The 17462-nt window shown below is 73.9% G+C and carries 12 protein-coding genes; 7 read left to right on the top strand and 5 right to left on the bottom strand.

What is annotated here, in order from left to right; all coding sequences use genetic code 11:
- Positions 1 to 4 precede the first annotated feature (4 nt).
- Positions 5 to 322: a hypothetical protein gene (locus ACIBNE_RS02265; RefSeq protein WP_399268545.1), complete on the top strand. Its 318-nt coding sequence runs from the start codon at positions 5 to 7 to the stop codon at positions 320 to 322.
- A gap of 132 nt (positions 323 to 454) precedes the next feature.
- On the opposite strand, the gene ACIBNE_RS02270 is transcribed toward ACIBNE_RS02265, so the two are convergent.
- Positions 455 to 1117, bottom strand: a complete 663-nt coding sequence (locus ACIBNE_RS02270) for a hypothetical protein (RefSeq protein WP_399268547.1) — start codon at positions 1115 to 1117, stop codon at positions 455 to 457.
- Positions 1114 to 5853 carry a hypothetical protein gene (locus ACIBNE_RS02275; RefSeq protein WP_399268549.1) on the bottom strand — a complete coding sequence of 1580 codons (4740 nt, stop codon included), beginning with the start codon at positions 5851 to 5853 and terminating at the stop codon, positions 1114 to 1116. The genes ACIBNE_RS02270 and ACIBNE_RS02275 overlap by 4 nt, the downstream gene beginning before the upstream one ends.
- A 327-nt stretch (positions 5854 to 6180) precedes the next feature.
- On the opposite strand from ACIBNE_RS02275, the gene panD reads away from it, so the two are divergent.
- Positions 6181 to 6597, top strand: coding sequence for an aspartate 1-decarboxylase (gene panD / locus ACIBNE_RS02280; RefSeq protein ID WP_399268551.1), 417 nt, complete (start codon positions 6181 to 6183; stop codon positions 6595 to 6597).
- 490 nt (positions 6598 to 7087) lie between these two features.
- On the opposite strand, the gene gndA is transcribed toward panD, so the two are convergent.
- A complete protein-coding gene (gene gndA / locus ACIBNE_RS02285; protein WP_399268553.1) occupies positions 7088 to 8527 on the bottom strand; it encodes an NADP-dependent phosphogluconate dehydrogenase in 1440 nt (479 codons plus the stop codon).
- A gap of 191 nt (positions 8528 to 8718) precedes the next feature.
- On the opposite strand from gndA, the gene ACIBNE_RS02290 reads away from it, so the two are divergent.
- On the top strand, positions 8719 to 10083 hold the full coding sequence (locus ACIBNE_RS02290) for a transglycosylase family protein (protein WP_399268555.1): 1365 nt from the start codon (positions 8719 to 8721) through the stop codon (positions 10081 to 10083).
- A gap of 62 nt (positions 10084 to 10145) precedes the next feature.
- Here the strand turns inward: ACIBNE_RS02290 and ACIBNE_RS02295 are convergent, their stop codons facing one another.
- Entirely contained in the window at positions 10146 to 11318 is a 1173-nt protein-coding gene (locus ACIBNE_RS02295) for a DMT family transporter (RefSeq protein WP_399268557.1), read from the bottom strand.
- Between the two features lie 281 nt (positions 11319 to 11599).
- Here ACIBNE_RS02295 and ACIBNE_RS02300 point away from each other — a divergent pair, with 281 nt between their 5' ends.
- The 4 genes from ACIBNE_RS02300 to ACIBNE_RS02315 all read left to right on the top strand — a co-directional run bounded on the left by ACIBNE_RS02300 (position 11600) and on the right by ACIBNE_RS02315 (position 16738).
- Positions 11600 to 12349 carry an IucA/IucC family C-terminal-domain containing protein gene (locus ACIBNE_RS02300; RefSeq protein ID WP_399268559.1) on the top strand — a complete coding sequence of 250 codons (750 nt, stop codon included), beginning with the start codon at positions 11600 to 11602 and terminating at the stop codon, positions 12347 to 12349.
- A gap of 116 nt (positions 12350 to 12465) precedes the next feature.
- On the top strand, positions 12466 to 13941 hold the full coding sequence (locus ACIBNE_RS02305) for an SDR family NAD(P)-dependent oxidoreductase (RefSeq protein WP_399268561.1): 1476 nt from the start codon (positions 12466 to 12468) through the stop codon (positions 13939 to 13941).
- Between the two features lie 414 nt (positions 13942 to 14355).
- Positions 14356 to 14532 carry a hypothetical protein gene (locus ACIBNE_RS02310; protein WP_399270099.1) on the top strand — a complete coding sequence of 59 codons (177 nt, stop codon included), beginning with the start codon at positions 14356 to 14358 and terminating at the stop codon, positions 14530 to 14532.
- Between the two features lie 166 nt (positions 14533 to 14698).
- Positions 14699 to 16738, top strand: a complete 2040-nt coding sequence (locus ACIBNE_RS02315) for a S9 family peptidase (RefSeq protein ID WP_399268563.1) — start codon at positions 14699 to 14701, stop codon at positions 16736 to 16738.
- A gap of 6 nt (positions 16739 to 16744) precedes the next feature.
- Here the strand turns inward: ACIBNE_RS02315 and ACIBNE_RS02320 are convergent, their stop codons facing one another.
- Positions 16745 to 17275, bottom strand: a complete 531-nt coding sequence (locus ACIBNE_RS02320) for a DUF1990 family protein (protein ID WP_399268566.1) — start codon at positions 17273 to 17275, stop codon at positions 16745 to 16747.
- Positions 17276 to 17462: the final 187 nt, after the last annotated feature.

Here is a 17462-nt window from a genome sequence, read left to right on the forward strand (position 1 = left end):
GCCGATGCTGCCCACCGAACCCCCGCTCTCCCTCCACCGCCTCGTGGCCCCGGTCCCACCGGCCCGCCCGCAGGAAACGGCGACGGCCACCCACCAAATGCCCCAGGCCCCCGCCCCGACGCCCGCCCCGACGCCGACCCCCGCCCCGACGTCGGCGCCGCCGCTGAGCAACGCGACGGTGGCCCGCGCCGCGCAGGCCCCGGGCGCGCTCCTGGTCGGCCAGGACCAGTCGGGCAACGCGGCGGTGGCGCAGGCCGCCCTGCGGACGGCGCCCGGGACGGTGCCGGTGGCGCGGATGCCGGGGGCGGCGCCCAGGGGATGAGGCACGGTGACCGGCTCCGCCCGCACCGGCCCCGACGTCACCGTCACCGCCCCGACCGGCCCCGGCTTCCTGCCGACTTCCTTCCCCGACCGGCCCCGTCCCCTCCCGGATCCCGGCTCCCGGCTCCCGGCGTCAGCCGTCCCGCTGCCCGTCGACCGTGCCGCGCAGCCGGTCGATGTGCTCAAGAGTGGCCCGCGCGTCCTCCACCTCGTCCGCCGCGAGCGAGCCCGCCCCCACGTTCCAGGGGCTGTTCAGCTCCTCCTCCAGCGCGCGCAGCGTGCGGGCGTGTTCCTCGCGGACCACGTCGAGCAGGCAGTCGCCGCAGCGCTCGGCCCCGCCCGGCGCGATCCCCCGGGCGGGGTAGGGCTCCTCGGCCAGGGCGAAGACCGAGGGCCGGCCTGCCCGCAGCTCCGTCAGCCGGTAGCACAGGACGCGGTCGGCGTCCCCGGCTCCCGCGCCGGGGACCTCCAGGACGGGCAGCAGGTCCGGGTCGCGTTCCCACAGCCGCGCCTCGACCTCGGCCAGCGGGTCGGGCCGCTCGGCGGGGCCGCCCCTCGTGGGCGGGACCGCGAGCTCCCACGGCTGGTTGGTGAAGTTCGCCCGCAGGTCGAGCGCCCACAGACCGGCGTCGACCACGGCGAACACCTCGTCGGGGAACGTGACCCCGTAGCACTCCCGCAGCACCTCGCGCGCGTCCAGCCCGTCCGCGTACAGCGCCCGAGCCAGCCGCGCCATGGACGCGTAGTCGGCGCGGGTGGCCTGCGCCCGCAGTTCGGCGAGGTCCAGCCGGTTCATCGCGGTTCTCCTCCGCTCCTGGAAGACGCGCTGCTCATGATCTCATCGAGCAGCGTCCGCAGGCGCGTCCACAGGTCGGTCAGCTCGGGGGAGCTGAGGGCCTTGACGATCTCCTGCACGACGGCGTGCGCCTTCTCCACGGCCCGGCCCGCCTCCGGGCTTCCACTGCGCTCCGCACGGGACGCCTCCGCCTCGACGGAGCGGGCGAGCTGCGCCAGCTCGGCGGTGACCTCGGGACTCGTAGCGGTGAGCCGGGGGTTGTCGGACATCTTCAGGACGACGTTCTCCACGTGGACGAAGACCTTGCTGTGGAGCGCCTCCCGCAGGGCGGCGTTCGTCATGAGCGCGGGGTTGGCGTAGACGAACTCCCTGGCCATGGTCCTCGCGTTGGCGTAGGACTGGGACTGCAAGAGCGTCGCGTAGGCCCGGTGGCTGACCCGGATGTCCTCGATCCCACCGCCCCGCTTGCGCATCTTGCCCTCGGCCGCCAGCTCCACCGCACGGGGCCGCACGGCCAGGCCCCGGTCCTCGTTCTCTGGCACCGGGCTGGTGGTGGTGCTCGCCTCGGGGGCGTAGGCGACGCTGAATTCGGGGCCGAAGAGCTGCATCAGCCGGATGCGCAGGTGGCGGCCCTCCGTGCTGCGCAGTCCGAACAGCCGCTGCTCGACGGCGATCAGTCCGCTCTTCCTGGCCCGCTGGAAGATGCCGCCAGTGCCGCGGCTGTCCCACGCCTTGACGAGCATGTTCGGCTCGGTGGGATAGAGCATCTCCGGGAAGCGCTTGGCGATCGCCACCCGGATCGCCCGGTCCAACTCGTTGGACAGGAGCGTCAGTTGCTTCATGCGCGGGTCGTCGTTCTCGCCCCACTTGAAGCCCTCGAAGTGGTAGCCGCCGATGGTGAGCAGCGGGTGGTGGTCCATCGCGGCGAGCAGCCGGTCGTACGCGTGCAGGACGCCCGCTCCGCTCTTGGAGGCCACTCCGGTGTCGGCGTCCTGGCTGACGATGTGGACCTGGGTGTTGACGTCCTTGAGGATGTGCACGGCCCGCTTGGTGAAGGCGTGGCCCAGCACTTCGTCCCGGAAGACGCCGTAGGGCAGCTTCCCGTCGCGCCAGCCCGTCTCGTTCTGGGCGATGACGGTCTGCTGCTCGGCGGGCGTCAACTGGGAGTAGGCGTGCCGGACTTCGGAGAGCGCCACCTCGCGCTTGTCGTTGCTCATCCACCGGGGCGTCCAGAGGAAGCCGAAGACGCCGAGGAGCTGTCCCGACTTGGGGCTGATGCGGCCCATCGCCTCCAGGACGCCCGGCTTGCCGCCACCCTTGGCGCTCTTGCGGTCGAGCCGTTCGAAGGTGTTGATGCCGATGACCACGGCGGTCCGCGTCAGGGCGATGCCGCTCGCGCTCTTGCCCCCGGTGTCCTTCCACGCCTCGTCGACGTAGCGCGAGGCGACGTCGGGCTTGATCTCGCCCGGGGTCGCCGCCATGTTGACGACGAAGCCGGTCGTGGGGTCCTTGGCCTTCTTCAGCATGGGCACGTCGATGTCGGGCAGGTGCTTGACCACCCGGGAGAGCAGCGTGGTCCTGACCGCGCTGCCGGTCGGCGCGATCTGCGCGATCTGGTACGGGAACTTGTCCGCCAGGTCCTCGGGCCGCGTTCTGCCGCGCGGATTGAGCACCGCGTCGATGTGGTACCTCTCCTTGGTCTCGCGGACCAGTTTGATGCTGGTCAGCTTGTGGCGCTTCTTGATGGCGGGCAGCCCGCGCCGGACCGACTTCACCGTCGCGCCCTCGGCGGCGAGGAGCGCGGTCGCCTCGCGCAGGGCGGCGTCCAGGGCCCGCTGCTTCTGAGATTCGGACCTCTTGTCGGACCTCTTGTCGGGCTGCTTGCGCCTGTCGCGCCGCTTCCCGTCGCGCCGGGGCTTCGGCCTGCGCCGGTCCGGGCGGCCGCGCCGGGCGGGGCGGCGCTTCCCCGCGGGGCGCCTGCGGCCGTCGCCGTCCTTGCGGTCCTCGCGGTCATCGCCGTCCTTGCGGGGCTTCTTCTTCTCGGACTTCGGTTTGATTTTCGCCCAGAGTTTCTTGACGAGTCCGGCGATCTTGTCGATGGCCCGGTCGATGACCCGGTTCACGGGTTTGGCCATGGCCTGGACGATGCCCTTGACACGGGAGGCGATGCCGCCGACGCCGAGGACCGCGGCCAGGACGCCCAACAGGACGGGAACCGAGCGGGCGAGGGCCCGTTCGACCATGCCCGGCACACCCCCGCCGGCGCCGCGTGCGACGGCGATGACCGCGTCCAGGACGGCGTTGACGAACTCGAAGATCTGCCGCGCCTGGGTGACGACGAACCGCACGATGTCGATCAGCAGCTTCACGGCCCGCACGAACGCGGACGCGGGGTTGAGCAGGGAGAGGATCCAGGTGATCCCGGCGACCACGATGGTGGGGGTGACGTAGGCGATGACCTTGTCGAGGAGGTCCTTGCGCAGGTCCCCCACCCGGCCCCGCACCTCCTCCCACAGCCCCGCGGCGCCGCGTCTGCGGACCTCCGCGACCAGCGGCACGGCCGTTTCGGCGGCCGTGAGGGCCCGCTCCGTGCCCGGGGCCCTGCGCAGGATCCGCTCACGGAGGTTGGCCCAGGTCACACCGAGCAGCGAGGCGAGCATCCGGAAGACCCCGGCCGCATCGAACCTCGCGGGCAGTTCGATGCCCGCCTCGGCGGTGCGGCCCAGCAGCCAGGAGAGGATGCCCTGCTGGAGGTGGCGGCCGATGTTCCCGATGAACAGGCGCAGACCCGCGCCGATGGCCTGGACGAGGTTCTTCAGGAAGCCGACGGGGTCCTTGAGGATCAGCAGGACCGCCTGTGCGGCCTTGGCCAGGACCGACAGGAGCAGCTGCCTGAGTTCCAGGATGGTGCGGACGGCGGCACCGACGGCGTCGAGGGCCCTGGCGACCAGGCCCTTGTTCTTCTCCTTCTGCGCCGCGATCTCCTCGTCGACGGCGGTGAGGGCCTGGGTGTACCGGGTGGCCAGCGTGTCGACCAGCTCGGTGCCCTTGTCCCGCACCGACTGCGTCAGATCCTCGAACCTGCCCTCGAACTCGCCTGCCGCCTCACGCCCGATGGCCCGCAGCTCCGCCGGCAGCGCCCGCACCGCCGCCTGCAGCTCCCCGCGGCCCTGGGCGATGCGCCGCTTCGCCCGGCCCAGCTCGGTGCCGATGAGCGTGGCGATCTCCCCGATCAGCTGCCGCATACGGCCCACATAGCCGTCCCGGGCGCGCTCGAAGATCCTGTCGGCCTCGGCGGGCAGCCCGGCGAACTTGTCCTTCACCCAGCGCAGCTTGCCCGTGACCCCCGAGTACCTGCGGTCCTTGTACTCCCGCATCCTCTGCCCGTGCTCGGCGGTGAACGCCTGGCGCGCGGCCCTCTCCCCGTCCCCGAACCGGCCCTCCACCAGCCTGTCCAGACCCGCAAGGATCGCCTCGACATCCTGCTTCATGATGTCGAAGACACCCTGCAGCACAGCCGTAACCCGGGCACGCCGCTCCTCGTCCCGGGACTTGGCACCCCCCTTCCCGCCGTCCACCCGCTGCCCGGTGAGGGCACGCTGCGCCCCCATCGCGGCCATCGCGGCGGTGCCGGTGCGCTGCGCCTGCGCGGCGGCCGCACGCAACTCGCCCGCCTCGTGCCCCCGCAGCGCCCCGGGTGCGGTGGCCGCATGGCGCTCGGCCGTCTTCTTCTCCCCCAAGGCCCGGTCGAAGGCGGGCTCGTTGCCCTTCTCCAGCTGCGCCTCGGTGACCTGGGCGTGCGCCATGCTGCGGTCGATCCCGGCGGGTCCGGCCGACAGGTCGGTGGCCGCCGGCGGCAGCCGGTCCGGCACCGCCAGCGCGGCCCGGGGCGCACCCGGCGCACCCGGCGGCCGGTCCCCGGTCAGCGGCACCACCTCCTTGGGCACCGCGGCGGAGGTGTCCGGAGGCGCGGCGGTCGTCGCGGCGATCTCTCCGGCAGAATCCTGTCTGCCCTCCCCGACCCGGCCCTGGACCTCCCCACGCACCTCATCGGCCCTGCCGGAGGAGGCGAACCTGTCGGCCTCGTCGAGGTTCTTGGGCGCCTTGTCCGCGACCGCCCTCTCCACCGCCCGCACGAACGCCTCCCGGTCGAACTCCCCGGGCCGGGCCTCGTTCATCTTCTCCGCATTCGCGGTCTTGCCCTGCGCCTCCTCATCGTCCCTGGGCGCCACCGCCGCCTGCTGCGCCGCCCCCGCCTCAACCCCCGCAGAACGATGCGACGCCGCAACCCCACGCCCCTTCCCCCGCACCTCCCCCTTCAACACCACAAACTTCGGATCACCATGCGGCCCACAACGCCCCACAGCCTGACCCGCACCAGACGCACCAGACGCGGCAGGCGCGGCGGCCTGCTGGACGGCTCCGTCCCCACCCTCCCGGGCGCCACCGGCCTTCTCCTGCGGCCCCTTCTGCTCCTTCTGCTCCGCCTCGCGGCGCACCTTCTCCTGCCGCCCGGCCGCGGCGACGGCGCCGTTGCCCACCATGTTCTGCGCCCCGGGCGGCACCTGCCCCGGCAGCGCGGGCGGCACGCGCCCGGCGGCGAGCGCGGCGGTCACGGCGGCATTGGAGGAAGCGGCCGCCCCGGGCCGTACGGCCCCGGAACCGGCACGCTTCTCCTGCGCCGGGGCGGGCGTCGACATCTGGGGCCGCAGCGCGAGGGACTTGGGCGCTGGCATAGGGCGGACCTCCCACGGCGCGGCGGTGACGACAGACACGCGGGGTCCTGAGGCACCCGGAGGCAGTGTGCGCCCGGAGCCGTGACGGAACCGTCACGCCCGTATTCGCCCGGCGTCTCCGCGAAGGAGGAGGCCGGTAGGGTGGGCCGCGCGCCGCGCTACGGGGTGGAAGGCAGGTCCTCCGCACCCGTTCCGCGACGCACAGGCGAAGCCGACAACCGGTCCGCCCGCGTCGCGAACTGGCGACGCGGGCCGCCCATTGGTACGCGAACGCCCTTGACCCGCGCGAGCGGGCAGGGAGCCAGAGCCAGAACCAGGAGCACCCCCATGCTGCGCACCATATTCAAGTCCAAGATCCACCGGGCCACCGTCACCCAGGCCGATCTGCATTACGTCGGGTCCGTCACGGTCGATGCCGATCTGATGGACGCCGCCGACCTGCTGCCCGGCGAGCTCGTCCACATCGTGGACATCGACAACGGCTCACGGTTGGAGACGTACGTCATCGAGGGGGAGCGGGGCTCCGGCGTCATCGGCATCAACGGTGCCGCCGCGCACCTGGTCCACCCCGGTGACCTCGTGATCCTCATCAGCTACGCGCAGGTCGACGACGCCGAGGCGCGGGCGCTCGTGCCGCGCGTCGTGCACGTCGACGCCGACAACCGCGTCGTGGAACTGGGCATGGACCCCTCGGCGCCCGTCCCCGGCAGCCGTACGGAACGCAGCCCGCACGCGGTGCACTGACCGCGCGCAGTGCGCTGACCGCACGCGCCGCACCGGGCGTTCGCGCCGCACCGGGCGTTCGCGGCCGTACTGGCCGCTCGTCGGCCGCTCGTCGGCCTCCGCCGTACGTCCGGCAGGGGCGCGTGCGGCCCGTAGGTGTGCGCTCGGCGCGCGCGGGCAGCCGCAGAGGGAGACCGTAGGGGGAGGGGCGGGGCGGTTGCCGCCCCGCCCCTCCCCACCCGTCGACCAGGTGAAGGGCGCCTCCCTCATGACCCAGCCGTACCCGGACCCCGATCCCGCGCCGCTGCCGCCCGACCCGGCGCCCGTGCCCGGCCCGGACCCGATCCCGGGTCCGATCCCGGACCCGGACCCGGACCCAGCCCCGGGCCCGTACCCGGATCCGATCCCCAGGCCCCCGGGCGATCCCGACCCGGTCCCGCCTCCCGACCCGTCCCCGGGTCCCATCGGCGGCGCGTGAGCGAGTGTCCCGCGGCCGCCCCGCGCGGGCGGGCTACGCCCCGACCTCGCCCCGGTCCCCGCCCCACAGGGTGTGGAACGACCCCTCCCGGTCCGTACGCCGGTAGGTGTGCGCGCCGAAGAAGTCCCGCTGCCCCTGTGTGAGCGCCGCGGGCAGCCGCTCCGCCCGCAACGCGTCGTAGTGCGCGAGCGCCGCCGCGAACCCCGGCGCGGGCACCCCCTGCCGCGCCGCCACCGCGACGACCTCGCGCCAGTCGTCCTGCGCCGTCCCGATCTCCTCCGCGAACCCCTTGTCCTCCAGCAGGCTCACCAGCCCCGGCTGGGCGTCGTACGCCGCGCGGATCCGGTCCAGGAAGGCCGCCCGGATGATGCACCCGGCGCGCCACACCGCCGCCACCGCCCCGAGGTCCACGTCCCAGCCGTACTCCTCGCTGCCCGCCCGGATCTGGTGGAAGCCCTGGGTGTACGAGACCAGCTTCGACGCGTACAGCGCCTGCTCGACCTTCGCGGCGAACGCCTCGGCCGCCGCCCCGTCGAGCGCGACGGGCACCGGGCCGGGCAGCCCGCGCGACGCCTCGCGCAGCGCCGCGTGCCCGGAGAGCGAGCGGGCGAAGACCGCCTCCGCGATGCCGGACACCGGCACCCCGAGGTCGAGCGCGGTCTGCACGGTCCACCGCCCCGTGCCCTTCTGCTCGGCCCGGTCCTGGACCACGTCCACGAAGGGCTTCCCGGTCGCGGCGTCCGTGTGGGCCAGCACCTCCGCCGTGATCTCGATGAGGTACGAGTCGAGTCGGCCGGTGTTCCACGCCCGGAACGTCTCGGCGATCTTCGCGGGGGAGTACCCGGCCACCGACCGCAGCAGGTCGTACGCCTCGGCGATCAGCTGCATGTCGGCGTACTCGATGCCGTTGTGCACCATCTTCACGAAGTGCCCGGCCCCGTCGGGGCCGACGTGCGTCACCGTCGGCGTCCCGTCGGGCGCCTGCGCCGCGATCTTCTCCAGGAGCGGGGAGAGCGAGGCGTACGAATCGGCCGAGCCGCCCGGCATGACGCTCGGCCCGTTGAGCGCGCCCTCCTCGCCGCCCGAGATGCCCGCGCCCACGAAGTGGAGGCCCAGCTCGCGCAGTTCGCGCTCGCGCCGCCTGGTGTCCGCGAAGTGCGCGTTGCCGCCGTCGATGATCACGTCGCCCGGCTCCAGGAGCGGCGCGAACTCCCGTATCACCGCGTCCGTCGGCTCGCCCGCCTTCACCATGACGACCAGCCGCCTGGGCCGCTCCAGCGCCGCCACGAACTCCTCGGCGCTCTTCGCCGCCACGAAGGAGCCCTCGTGCCCGAACTCCTCCACCAGGGCCCGGGTCTTGGCCGAGGTGCGGTTGTGCACCGCGACGGTGAAGCCGTTGCGGGCGAAGTTGCGCGCGAGGTTGCGGCCCATCACCGCGAGTCCCGTGACACCGATGTGTGCCGTGCCGCTCATCTCTACTCCTCGGTTCCGCACTGATTCGATCACCAGTGCCAACCCGCGTCACCCGCCCCGGATTCCGCGATTTCGGAACGTTTCCGAAGTCGCCCGAAGATGAACGGGAGTTGACCTGTCTCCCTGGGCCCTTGTCATGGCCAGTGTGCTGCGATTAGCTTTGCGGCTCCTGCTGTGTTCTAGGGGGGCCCATGGCCGTACGCGGACGGCACCGTCGGTATCAGCCGAGCCGTATCAACCGCGCGTCGCTCACCGTCACCGCGGGCGGCGCGGGGATCGCGCTTCCGCTGCTGACCGGAGCCCATGCCGAGGCCGCCTCGGTCAACGTGTGGGAGCGGGTCGCGGCCTGCGAGTCGACCAACGACTGGCACATCAACACGGGCAACGGCTACTACGGCGGCCTGCAGTTCACCCAGTCGACCTGGGAGGCGTACGGCGGCACCGCCTACGCCCCGCGCGCGGACCTGGCCACCAAGGACCAGCAGATCGCCGTCGCCGAGAAGGTGCTCGAAGCGCAGGGACCCGGCGCGTGGCCCACCTGCTCGACCAGGGCAGGCCTCACGCGCGGCGGCGACTCGCCCGACGTCAACCCGCAGGGCGGGACGGACCGGGCCGCGCCCGTCGCCGCCGTCAAGAAGGCGACGCCGACCGCGAAGGCGTCCCCGAAGGCGACTCCGACGACGATCCCGGGCAAGCGCGAGTCGTACACCGTGGCCCGGGGCGACTCGCTCTCCGAGATCGCGGACGAGAAGGACGTGCGGGGCGGCTGGCAGCGCCTCTACCGGGACAACCGCGAGGTCATCGGCGGCGACCCGGACCTGATCCTGCCGGGCCAGCGGCTCGCGCTGCGCTCCGCGGCCACCGCGCCGGCCCCCGAGCGGAAGCCGGCGGCGCAGGCGCCGAAGCGGAAGGCGACGCAGCCGGAGCCCGCCGCGCGCACCCGGCCGCAGGACAAGACGCAGCAGCCCAGGACCCAGGCGAAGCTGCCGGTGGCGCCCGAGGTGCGGAAGGCGGCTCCGGCGCCGAAGACGCGCGTCGTACAGCACCCGAAGCCGAAGGCCGACGTGCCCCGGCAGCAGCCGAAGGCGCACCCCAAGACCCAGCCGAAGAAGACCGTCCGCGAGAGGCCCGTCCAGGCCAGACCGTCGACCGCCCGCTTCAGCGCCCCCGTCGACGCGGGCACGGGCACGCCCTACCGCAAGGCGGGCTCCTCCTGGTCGAGCGGCTACCACACGGGTGTCGACTTCCCCGTCTCCACCGGCACGTCGGTGAAGGCGGTGGCCGACGGCCGGGTGGTGCAGGCCGGCTGGGGCGGCGCGTACGGCTACCAGATCGTCATCCGCCACGAGGACGGGAAGTACAGCCAGTACGCCCACCTCTCCGCGCTGGTGGTCCGCGAGGGCCAGCAGGTCAACAGCGGACAGCGCATCGCGCGCTCCGGATCGACCGGGAACAGCTCGGGCCCGCACCTCCACTTCGAGGTGCGGACCGGCGAGGGCTACGGCTCCGACATCGACCCGCTGGCCTACCTGAGGTCGGGCGGCGTCCGGATCTGACGCGGGCCGGGCCTCGGGATCCGACAGGTCAGGACCTGACGGGGGTCAGGTCCTGACAGGAGTCAGGACCTGACCGGGGGACGGCCCGCGGGGACGAGCGGCGCGTGCAGCTTCACCCGGGGAATCCGCTGCGTGGGCAGTACGGCCAGCTCCGGCCTGCGCTCGGCCGGGGCGAGCGCGGGTACGTGCGCGCGCACCGGTACCGCCTCCTCGGCCGACGCGGGCCGAAGCCGCTCCCTGGAGGGCGCGGGCTCGGCGGTCGGGGCCGGACGCCGACCGGGGGACCGCAGGGCCGGGGCCTCGGCCTCCGCCGGTACGGCCGGGACCTCGGCGCGCACCGGAGCCTGCTCGGCCCGCGCCGCGGCCGCCGGGGCCGTCACGGCTTCCGGGTCCCGCCCGTCCTCCTGCTGCGCGGCCAGCCGCTCCGTCGTCAGCAGGACCAGCCCGCCCGCGGCCACGATCCCGCAGCCCAGCGCGAGCAGCGTGCCCGTGGCGCCGTACCGGAAGTCCTCGCCGAACATCGCGATGCCGACCGCCGCCGCGACCACCGGGTTGACGACGGTCACCGTCGCCAGCGGCGCGGCGAGCCCCGCGCCCCGGTACGCGGCCTGCGAGAGCAGCATCCCGGCCGTCGCGAGCCCCGCGATCACCAGCAGCGTCGGCAGTCCCGCGCCGAGCGAGCCCGACGTCCAGGCCACCGCGACCGTCTTGGTGAACACCGACGCCACGCCGAAGGCGATGCCCGCGGCCCCGGCCAGCAGCACGCTGCGCACGACCGGCCGGCGCACCCGCAGCGAGACGAGGAACAGCACGGCGGCCGCGCCGAACGTGACCGTCGCGAGCAGCGTCTGCTCGAAGCCGCCCAGCGAGTCGGACTCGGCCTTGCCGGTGAGCGCGAGGAGCCCGGCGAGGCCCGCCGTGGCCATCACGGCGCCGCGCCAGGCGGTGGCGCCCGCCTTGCGGCCCACGAACAGCGCGGCCATCGGCAGGGCGAAGACGATCGTCAGCGCGCCGAGCGGCTGTACGAGGCTGAGCGGCCCGTAGGCGAGCGCGACGACGTGCAGCACGGCGCCGACGCCGGTGAGGCCGACCGCGCCCCACCAGGCGGCGTTGCGCAGGGGCGCGACCGACGGGGCGGACGTGCCCGCCGCGACGCGTTCCTGCACGATCGCCGCGGCCGCGTAGGCGACGGCGGAGACCAGCGACAGGAGCACGGAAAGCGCGAGGGAACTCATACCTACAACGATGTCGTGTCGATGGCGCTCCGTCGTCGTCCTTGAGGCGGCAATCCGTCGTACTGCCCCCGCAGTACGACCGGGGGAGGAGGGTAGTTCTCCAGACGGTCCCCCTACGACTCCGGTCGGGGCCGCGCACCCCCTGAGGACGACGGCAAAAAGATCACCGCTCTGCATACCCCCGCAAACCAGGCAATCGGATAGGGGTACGGGGTAGGGGTAACGCACTCCCGGTGTGCCGTGCGAGAGTGTGATCGACATCGATCGACAGGGGGCGGAACGTGGACCTGGTGGAACTGACCTCCGTGGGCGGATTCTTCGCGCTGCGCACCGGCGGGGCGGACGCGGGCCGCACCACGCTCGCCGAGGTGTACGAGGGCGGGAGCGCGGCGCTGAGGGACCGCGTCGCCAAGGTCGCGGGCCGCACCGGGGCCCCCGAGTGGCGGGTCGCCGCGTCCATCGCCCACCTCGGCCTCGCGGCCCGCCTGTGGTCCGTCGCGCTCGGCTCGGCCGCGCTGTACGGGGCGCTGCCCGACCTCGACCCCGCCCGGCTCCGCTGGGACCCGGACGCCACGTCCCCCGACGACCTGTTCCTCGTGGGGAGCGCGGCGGGCGGCGGGGCGGCGCGCGACGGGGCGCCGGGCGGCGTGCCCGAGGCGCCCGAGGTGCCCGCCACCGTCGAGGCGCTGCGCGAGGGCGTCCAGGACCGGCACCTCGTGCCGCTCGCACGGGCACTGCGCCACGAGGGCAACATCTCGGAGCGGCTGCTGTGGGGCAACGCGGGCTCGGCGCTCGCCGCCGCCGTGGGGCAGCTGCGGACCTGGGCGCGCGACCACGACCGCCCCGAAGCGGGCAGACGGGCCGCCCAGCTGGCCCACGGCCTCTTCGCCCACCCCGACCTGAACGCCACGGGATCGCTGCGGGCCGGCGCCTTCCGGCGCAACAGCTGCTGCCTCTACTACCGCTGCCCCAAGGGCGGCCTCTGCGGAGACTGCGCCTTCGACACCCCGCCGGGCGGCCCCGCCCGGTAGCCGGGGCGCTGCGCCGTTCGAGTTTGGTGTCGGGGCCCCCGGCTCCGTACAGTCTCTCTTTTGGCACCTGCCCAGCGCCCGCGCGCACGAACGACCATCGAGGAACGACCACGGCCATGACGGTGACAGAAGAGAACCAGGTCCACGGGCCCGGCATCGACCCCGAGCGGCTGGCCGTCTGCCTGAGCGTCCTCGACGAGCTGGACAAGCTGGACGTCGACCACCCCGACGCGATCGCCGTGCGCCGCGCGACCGCCGGGATCTACCGGACCGTGAAGCAGCGCCGCCGCCAGGAGCGCCGCGCCGCGAAGACCGCCAACGACAAGGCGGTCACCGAGGCCACGGCCACCGGCTCAGCGCAGCGCATCGACGACGAGACCGAGGGCATCCTGCCCTCCTCGGTCACCGAGGCCGGGAAGATCGCCGGGATACTCCAGCGCCCGCGCTCCTGCTACGTCTGCAAGACGCGGTACGTCGAGGTCGACTACTTCTACCACCAGCTCTGCCAGGACTGCGCCGCCCTGAACCGCGCCAAGCGCGACGCGAGCGCCGACCTCACAGGCAAGCGCGCCCTGCTCACCGGCGGCCGGGCCAAGATCGGCATGTACATCGCGCTGCGGCTGCTGCGCGACGGCGCCCACACCACGATCACCACCCGCTTCCCCAAGGACGCCATCCGCCGCTTCAAGGCGATGGAGGACTCGGCGCAGTGGATCGACCGCCTGGAGGTCGTCGGCATCGACCTGCGCGACCCGGCGCAGTCCGTCGCCCTGGCCGAGCAGGTCGCCGCCGCAGGCCCGCTCGACATCCTGATCAACAACGCGACGCAGACCGTGCGCCGCCTGCCCGCCGCGTACGCCGCGCTGGTCGAGGGCGAGAGCGCCCCGCTGCCCGCGGGCGAGCTGCCCCCGCACCACGTCATCGGCGCGTTCAACTCCGGCGCCGTGGACGGCCTGGCCGCGCTGCCCGTCGGCGTCAGCGGCCTCGACGCGCAGAAGGTCGCGGACCTCGCGCTGGTCGCGGGCAACGCCAGCATCGAGCGGCACCGCGACGGCAGCGCCATCGACGCGGGCGGCCTCGTGCCGGACGTCGTCGACACCAACACCTGGGTGCAGACCATCGACCAGATCTCCCCCGTCGAGCTGCTCGAAACCCAGCTGTGCAACTACACCTCGCCGTTCATCCTGATCAGCGCGCTGCGCCCGATGATGGCCGAGGCCGCCAAGCAGGCGCGGAGCGGTCGCGCGTACATCGTCAACGTCTCCGCGATGGAGGGCGTCTTCGGCCGCGGCTACAAGGGCGCGGGGCACCCGAACACCAACGCGGCGAAGGCCGCGATGAACATGGTGACGCGCACCAGCGCCCAGGAGATGTTCCAGTCCGACGGCATCCTGATGACGTCCGTCGACACCGGCTGGATCACCGACGAGCGCCCGCACTTCGACAAGCTGCGCCTGGCCGACGAGGGCTTCCACGCCCCGCTCGACCTGGTCGACGGCGCCGCCCGGGTCTACGACCCGGTGGTGCGCGGCGAGGCGGGCGAGGACCTCTACGGCTGCTTCCTCAAGGACTACGCCCCCGGGAACTGGTAACCCGGCGAGGGCGGGCGCCCTCGTCACCGCGCGGCGCGCCATTTCCGTACGTGACGGAAATGGCGCGTTCGCGTACCCGGACCCCGGTCGAGGCCGTCGCCACCAGGGGGCCGGGCCCCCGGCGCTGGCCGGAAGAGTGGGTCCGCGGTCCACGATGTGAGCCACGCCACTGGCCCCATCGAGCGGAGGTGTGCTCATTTGGTTACTCTGATGTGGCAACGGACAGCCACTCAGGGATCCACCAACCCCTCGGCCGTCCCGGGGCAGGTCTGCAACCAGGCCGTCGTCCCCATCGAGTACCGGCGCCACCGCGACCGAACCGTCCAGGCCAAGCCCCACCCCGGCTGCCAGGCGACCCGGTACGAGGTCGGGCCGCCGGTGCGTCCGGGGTTACGCGACACAAAGGAGTGCGCGGTGACACCTGATTTGATGAAGTACGAGCAGCGACGACGGACGGAGCGCGGTCCCGAGCGGCCCGGCCGCCCGGAGAAGCTGCGCAATCTCGAAGTCTGGGCCCGGGTGGCCCCGATCCGGCTGGCCGGCTACGAGGACGACCTCGCGGAGCCGCACATCCTGCCGAGCGTCGACTGACGCTGCCTGCGGCCCCGGTCGGCGGCCTCGAAGGCCCGTCGACCGGCCCGCTGTTCACCTGCCCCGCGCCGCGCGCCACCCGCCGGTGCGGGGCGAACGCCTGACCGGCCGACCGATTATCGGACGCCCCTGTTGTCCGGCCCGGAGAGCGGGCAGGATGATCGGCATGCCCGAAACTCCCAGCGGCCCCACCGCATTTCACGACTTGTCCACCTTCGTCGCGCAGCGGCGCGTGACCCGGCTCGCCCTCTCGCCCGACGGCGGACGCCTGGTCGCCGCCGTACAGCAGCTCAACGCCGAGGGCACCGCGTACGTCTCCGGGTTGTGGGAGCTCGACCCCGAGGGCGAGCACGAGCCGCGCCGCCTCACCCGGTCGGCGAAGGGCGAGTCGGCGCCCGCCTTCGCCCCCGACGGCACCCTCCTCTTCCTCTCCGGGCGCGAGAACACCGACCCCGCGGCCGAGCCCGACGAGAAGGACCCGGGCGCCACGCTCTGGGCGCTCCCCGGGCGCGGCGAGGCCGAGCGCGTGGCCCGGCACCCCGGAGGCATCCACGGCTTCGCGGTCGCCAGGGACTCCGGCGCCCTCGCCTACACGGGCGCCCTGCTGCCCGGCGCGGCCGACGCCGACGCGCACGCCAAGCTGACCGAGGCGCGCGCGAAGGCGAAGGTCACCGCGATCCTCTTCGAGTCGGGCCCCACCCGCTACTGGGACCACGACCTCGGCCCCGCCGAGAACCACACCTTCGTGCGCCCCGCCGCCACTGACGCCACCGCCGACGCCACCGCCGTCGACGCGGGCGGCCAGGGTCCCGTCGGCCAGGCCGACGCGGTGCTGTCGCCCGACGGCACCAGGGTCGCCCACACCCGCCGCGTCGTCGGCCGGGTCCCCGGCGAGAGCCGCGACGCCGTCGTGGTCGCGGACGCGGCGACCGGCGAGGAACTGCGCGTCGTCGAGCGCCCCGGACACGAGTACAGCGCGCCGCTGTTCACCTCCGACGGCACGGGCCTGCTCTGCTCGCGGCTGCTCAGGGAGACGTACGAGACGCCCTACGACGTCACGCTGGTGCGCGTCGACCTCGCGACGGGCGAGGAGACCGACCTCCTCCCCGACTTCGACAACTGGCCGCGCGAGGCCGCGGTGGCGCCGCGCGCCGACGACGCGACGATCTGGTTCGCCGCCGACGAGCAGGGCCACGCGCCCGCCTTCCGCCTCGACCCCGACGGCACCGTCACCCGCCTCACCGCGAGCGGCGCGTACGGCTCGCTGGTCCCCGCGCCCGACGGCCGCACCCTCTACGCCCTGCGCAACGCGCCCGACGCGCCGCCCGCCCCGGTCAGGCTCGACCAGGCCGCCGCCGACCAGACCCCGGTCCCGCTCAAGGCCCCGGGCGACGTCGGCCCGTTGCCGGGGACGCTCGTCGAGGTGCACGCCACGGGCGACGACGGCTTCGCGCTGCGCGGCTGGCTCGCGCTGCCCGACGGCGCGTCCGCCGACGACCCCGCGCCGCTGCTGGTCTTCGCGCACGGCGGCCCGCAGTCGTCGTGGAACGAGTGGACCTGGCGCTGGAACCCGTGGCCCTTCGTGGCGCGCGGCTACGCCGCGCTGCTGCCCGACCCGGCGCTCTCCACCGGCTACGGCCAGGCGATGCACGAGCGCGGCTGGGGCCAGTGGGGCGGCAGGCCCTACGACGACCTGATGGCGCTGACCGACGCCGCGCAGGCCCGCCCCGAAGTCGACCCGCGGGCAGCGGGCCTCGCGGGCGGCTCGTACGGCGGCTACATGGCCAACCGGGTGGCGACCCGCACGGACCGCTTCCAGGGCATCGTCTCGCACGCCGGCATCTGGGACACCCGCACGTTCCAGGCCGACACCGACGCGCCGTCGTTCTTCCGCCGCATCTTCGGCGACCCGATCGAGCGGCCGGAGCGCTACGAGGAGAACTCGCCGTTCCTCGGCAGGGCGGAGATCCGCACGCCGATGCTGCTGGTGCACGGCGCGAAGGACTACCGGGTGCCGGTGGGGCAGGCGCTCGGCCAGTTCAACGACCTCCAGGAACTGGGCGCGCAGGTGAAGTTCCTGTACTTCCCCGACGAGAACCACTGGATCCTGAAGCCGAACCACTCCGCCCTCTGGTACGAGACGGTGCTGAACTTCTTCGACGAGCGGGTGCGGGGCGAGCAGTGGCGGCGGCCCGGACTCCTCTGAGCCCGCTCAGGCGCCCCGTCGCGCCGCCGTGACCATCCCGCGCAGGGTGCGCCCGAGCCACCGGGCGTACCCGCGCTGGAACACCGGCACGGCGGGGCCGCCGATGCGGGTGTACCAGGCGGCGGGGCGGCTGAAGGCGAGCACGGTGAACCACACCGTGCCGTCGTCGGCCAGCTCCACCGTGAACGCCTCCTCGCCGCACTCGGGGTGCCCGGTGAGCGTCCCGTACGCGAAGCCGGTCCTGGCGTGCTCGTACGCCGTCCAGACCACCTCGCAGGGGGCGGTGAGCCGCAGCGGTCCCACGCCCACCGACACCTCGACCGCGCCGCCCGCCTCGGCGCGCGGCGCGGTCGTGCGCATGGTCGCGCCGGCCCGGCGGTGCAGCCGCCAGCCGGTGACGGCGGCGCCCGCCGCCTCGAAGTCGGCGCGGCCGCGCCCGACGGCGACGCGGTGGTGGAGGTGCCGGTAGCCGCGGGGGAGCGGGCCGACGCGGGTGGCGCCGACCTCGGGGTAGGTGAAGCCGGTGCGCGTGGTCATGCGGTCGTCTCCTCGATCCGTCGCGGGGCGGCCCGGGGCGGGGCGCGGCCGTCCGGGTCGGCATTCGCCGTTCCCACCCCTTGTTGAACGCGTTCAACTCTACCGTCCGCGAGGAGTCCACGGGGAGTCCGCGGGGAGCCCGCGAGGAGTCCATGGGGAGTCCACGGGGAGCTCGCGGGGAGCCCGC

The organism is Streptomyces sp. NPDC050504 (genome assembly GCF_044458065.1).
In the GTDB taxonomy this organism is placed as follows: domain Bacteria; phylum Actinomycetota; class Actinomycetes; order Streptomycetales; family Streptomycetaceae; genus Streptomyces.

Bases quoted from the DNA above. Each gene is read 5' to 3' on its own strand.
- ACIBNE_RS02265 (WP_399268545.1), top strand. From the start codon at position 5: ATGCTGCCCACCGAACCCCCGCTCTCCCTCCACCGCCTCGTGGCCCCG.
- ACIBNE_RS02270 (WP_399268547.1), bottom strand. From the start codon at position 1,117: ATGAACCGGCTGGACCTCGCCGAACTGCGGGCGCAGGCCACCCGCGCC.
- ACIBNE_RS02275 (WP_399268549.1), bottom strand. From the start codon at position 5,853: ATGCCAGCGCCCAAGTCCCTCGCGCTGCGGCCCCAGATGTCGACGCCC.
- panD (WP_399268551.1), top strand. From the start codon at position 6,181: ATGCTGCGCACCATATTCAAGTCCAAGATCCACCGGGCCACCGTCACC.
- gndA (WP_399268553.1), bottom strand. From the start codon at position 8,527: ATGAGCGGCACGGCACACATCGGTGTCACGGGACTCGCGGTGATGGGC.
- ACIBNE_RS02290 (WP_399268555.1), top strand. From the start codon at position 8,719: ATGGCCGTACGCGGACGGCACCGTCGGTATCAGCCGAGCCGTATCAAC.
- ACIBNE_RS02295 (WP_399268557.1), bottom strand. From the start codon at position 11,318: ATGAGTTCCCTCGCGCTTTCCGTGCTCCTGTCGCTGGTCTCCGCCGTC.
- ACIBNE_RS02305 (WP_399268561.1), top strand. From the start codon at position 12,466: ATGACGGTGACAGAAGAGAACCAGGTCCACGGGCCCGGCATCGACCCC.
- ACIBNE_RS02315 (WP_399268563.1), top strand. From the start codon at position 14,699: ATGCCCGAAACTCCCAGCGGCCCCACCGCATTTCACGACTTGTCCACC.
- ACIBNE_RS02320 (WP_399268566.1), bottom strand. From the start codon at position 17,275: ATGACCACGCGCACCGGCTTCACCTACCCCGAGGTCGGCGCCACCCGC.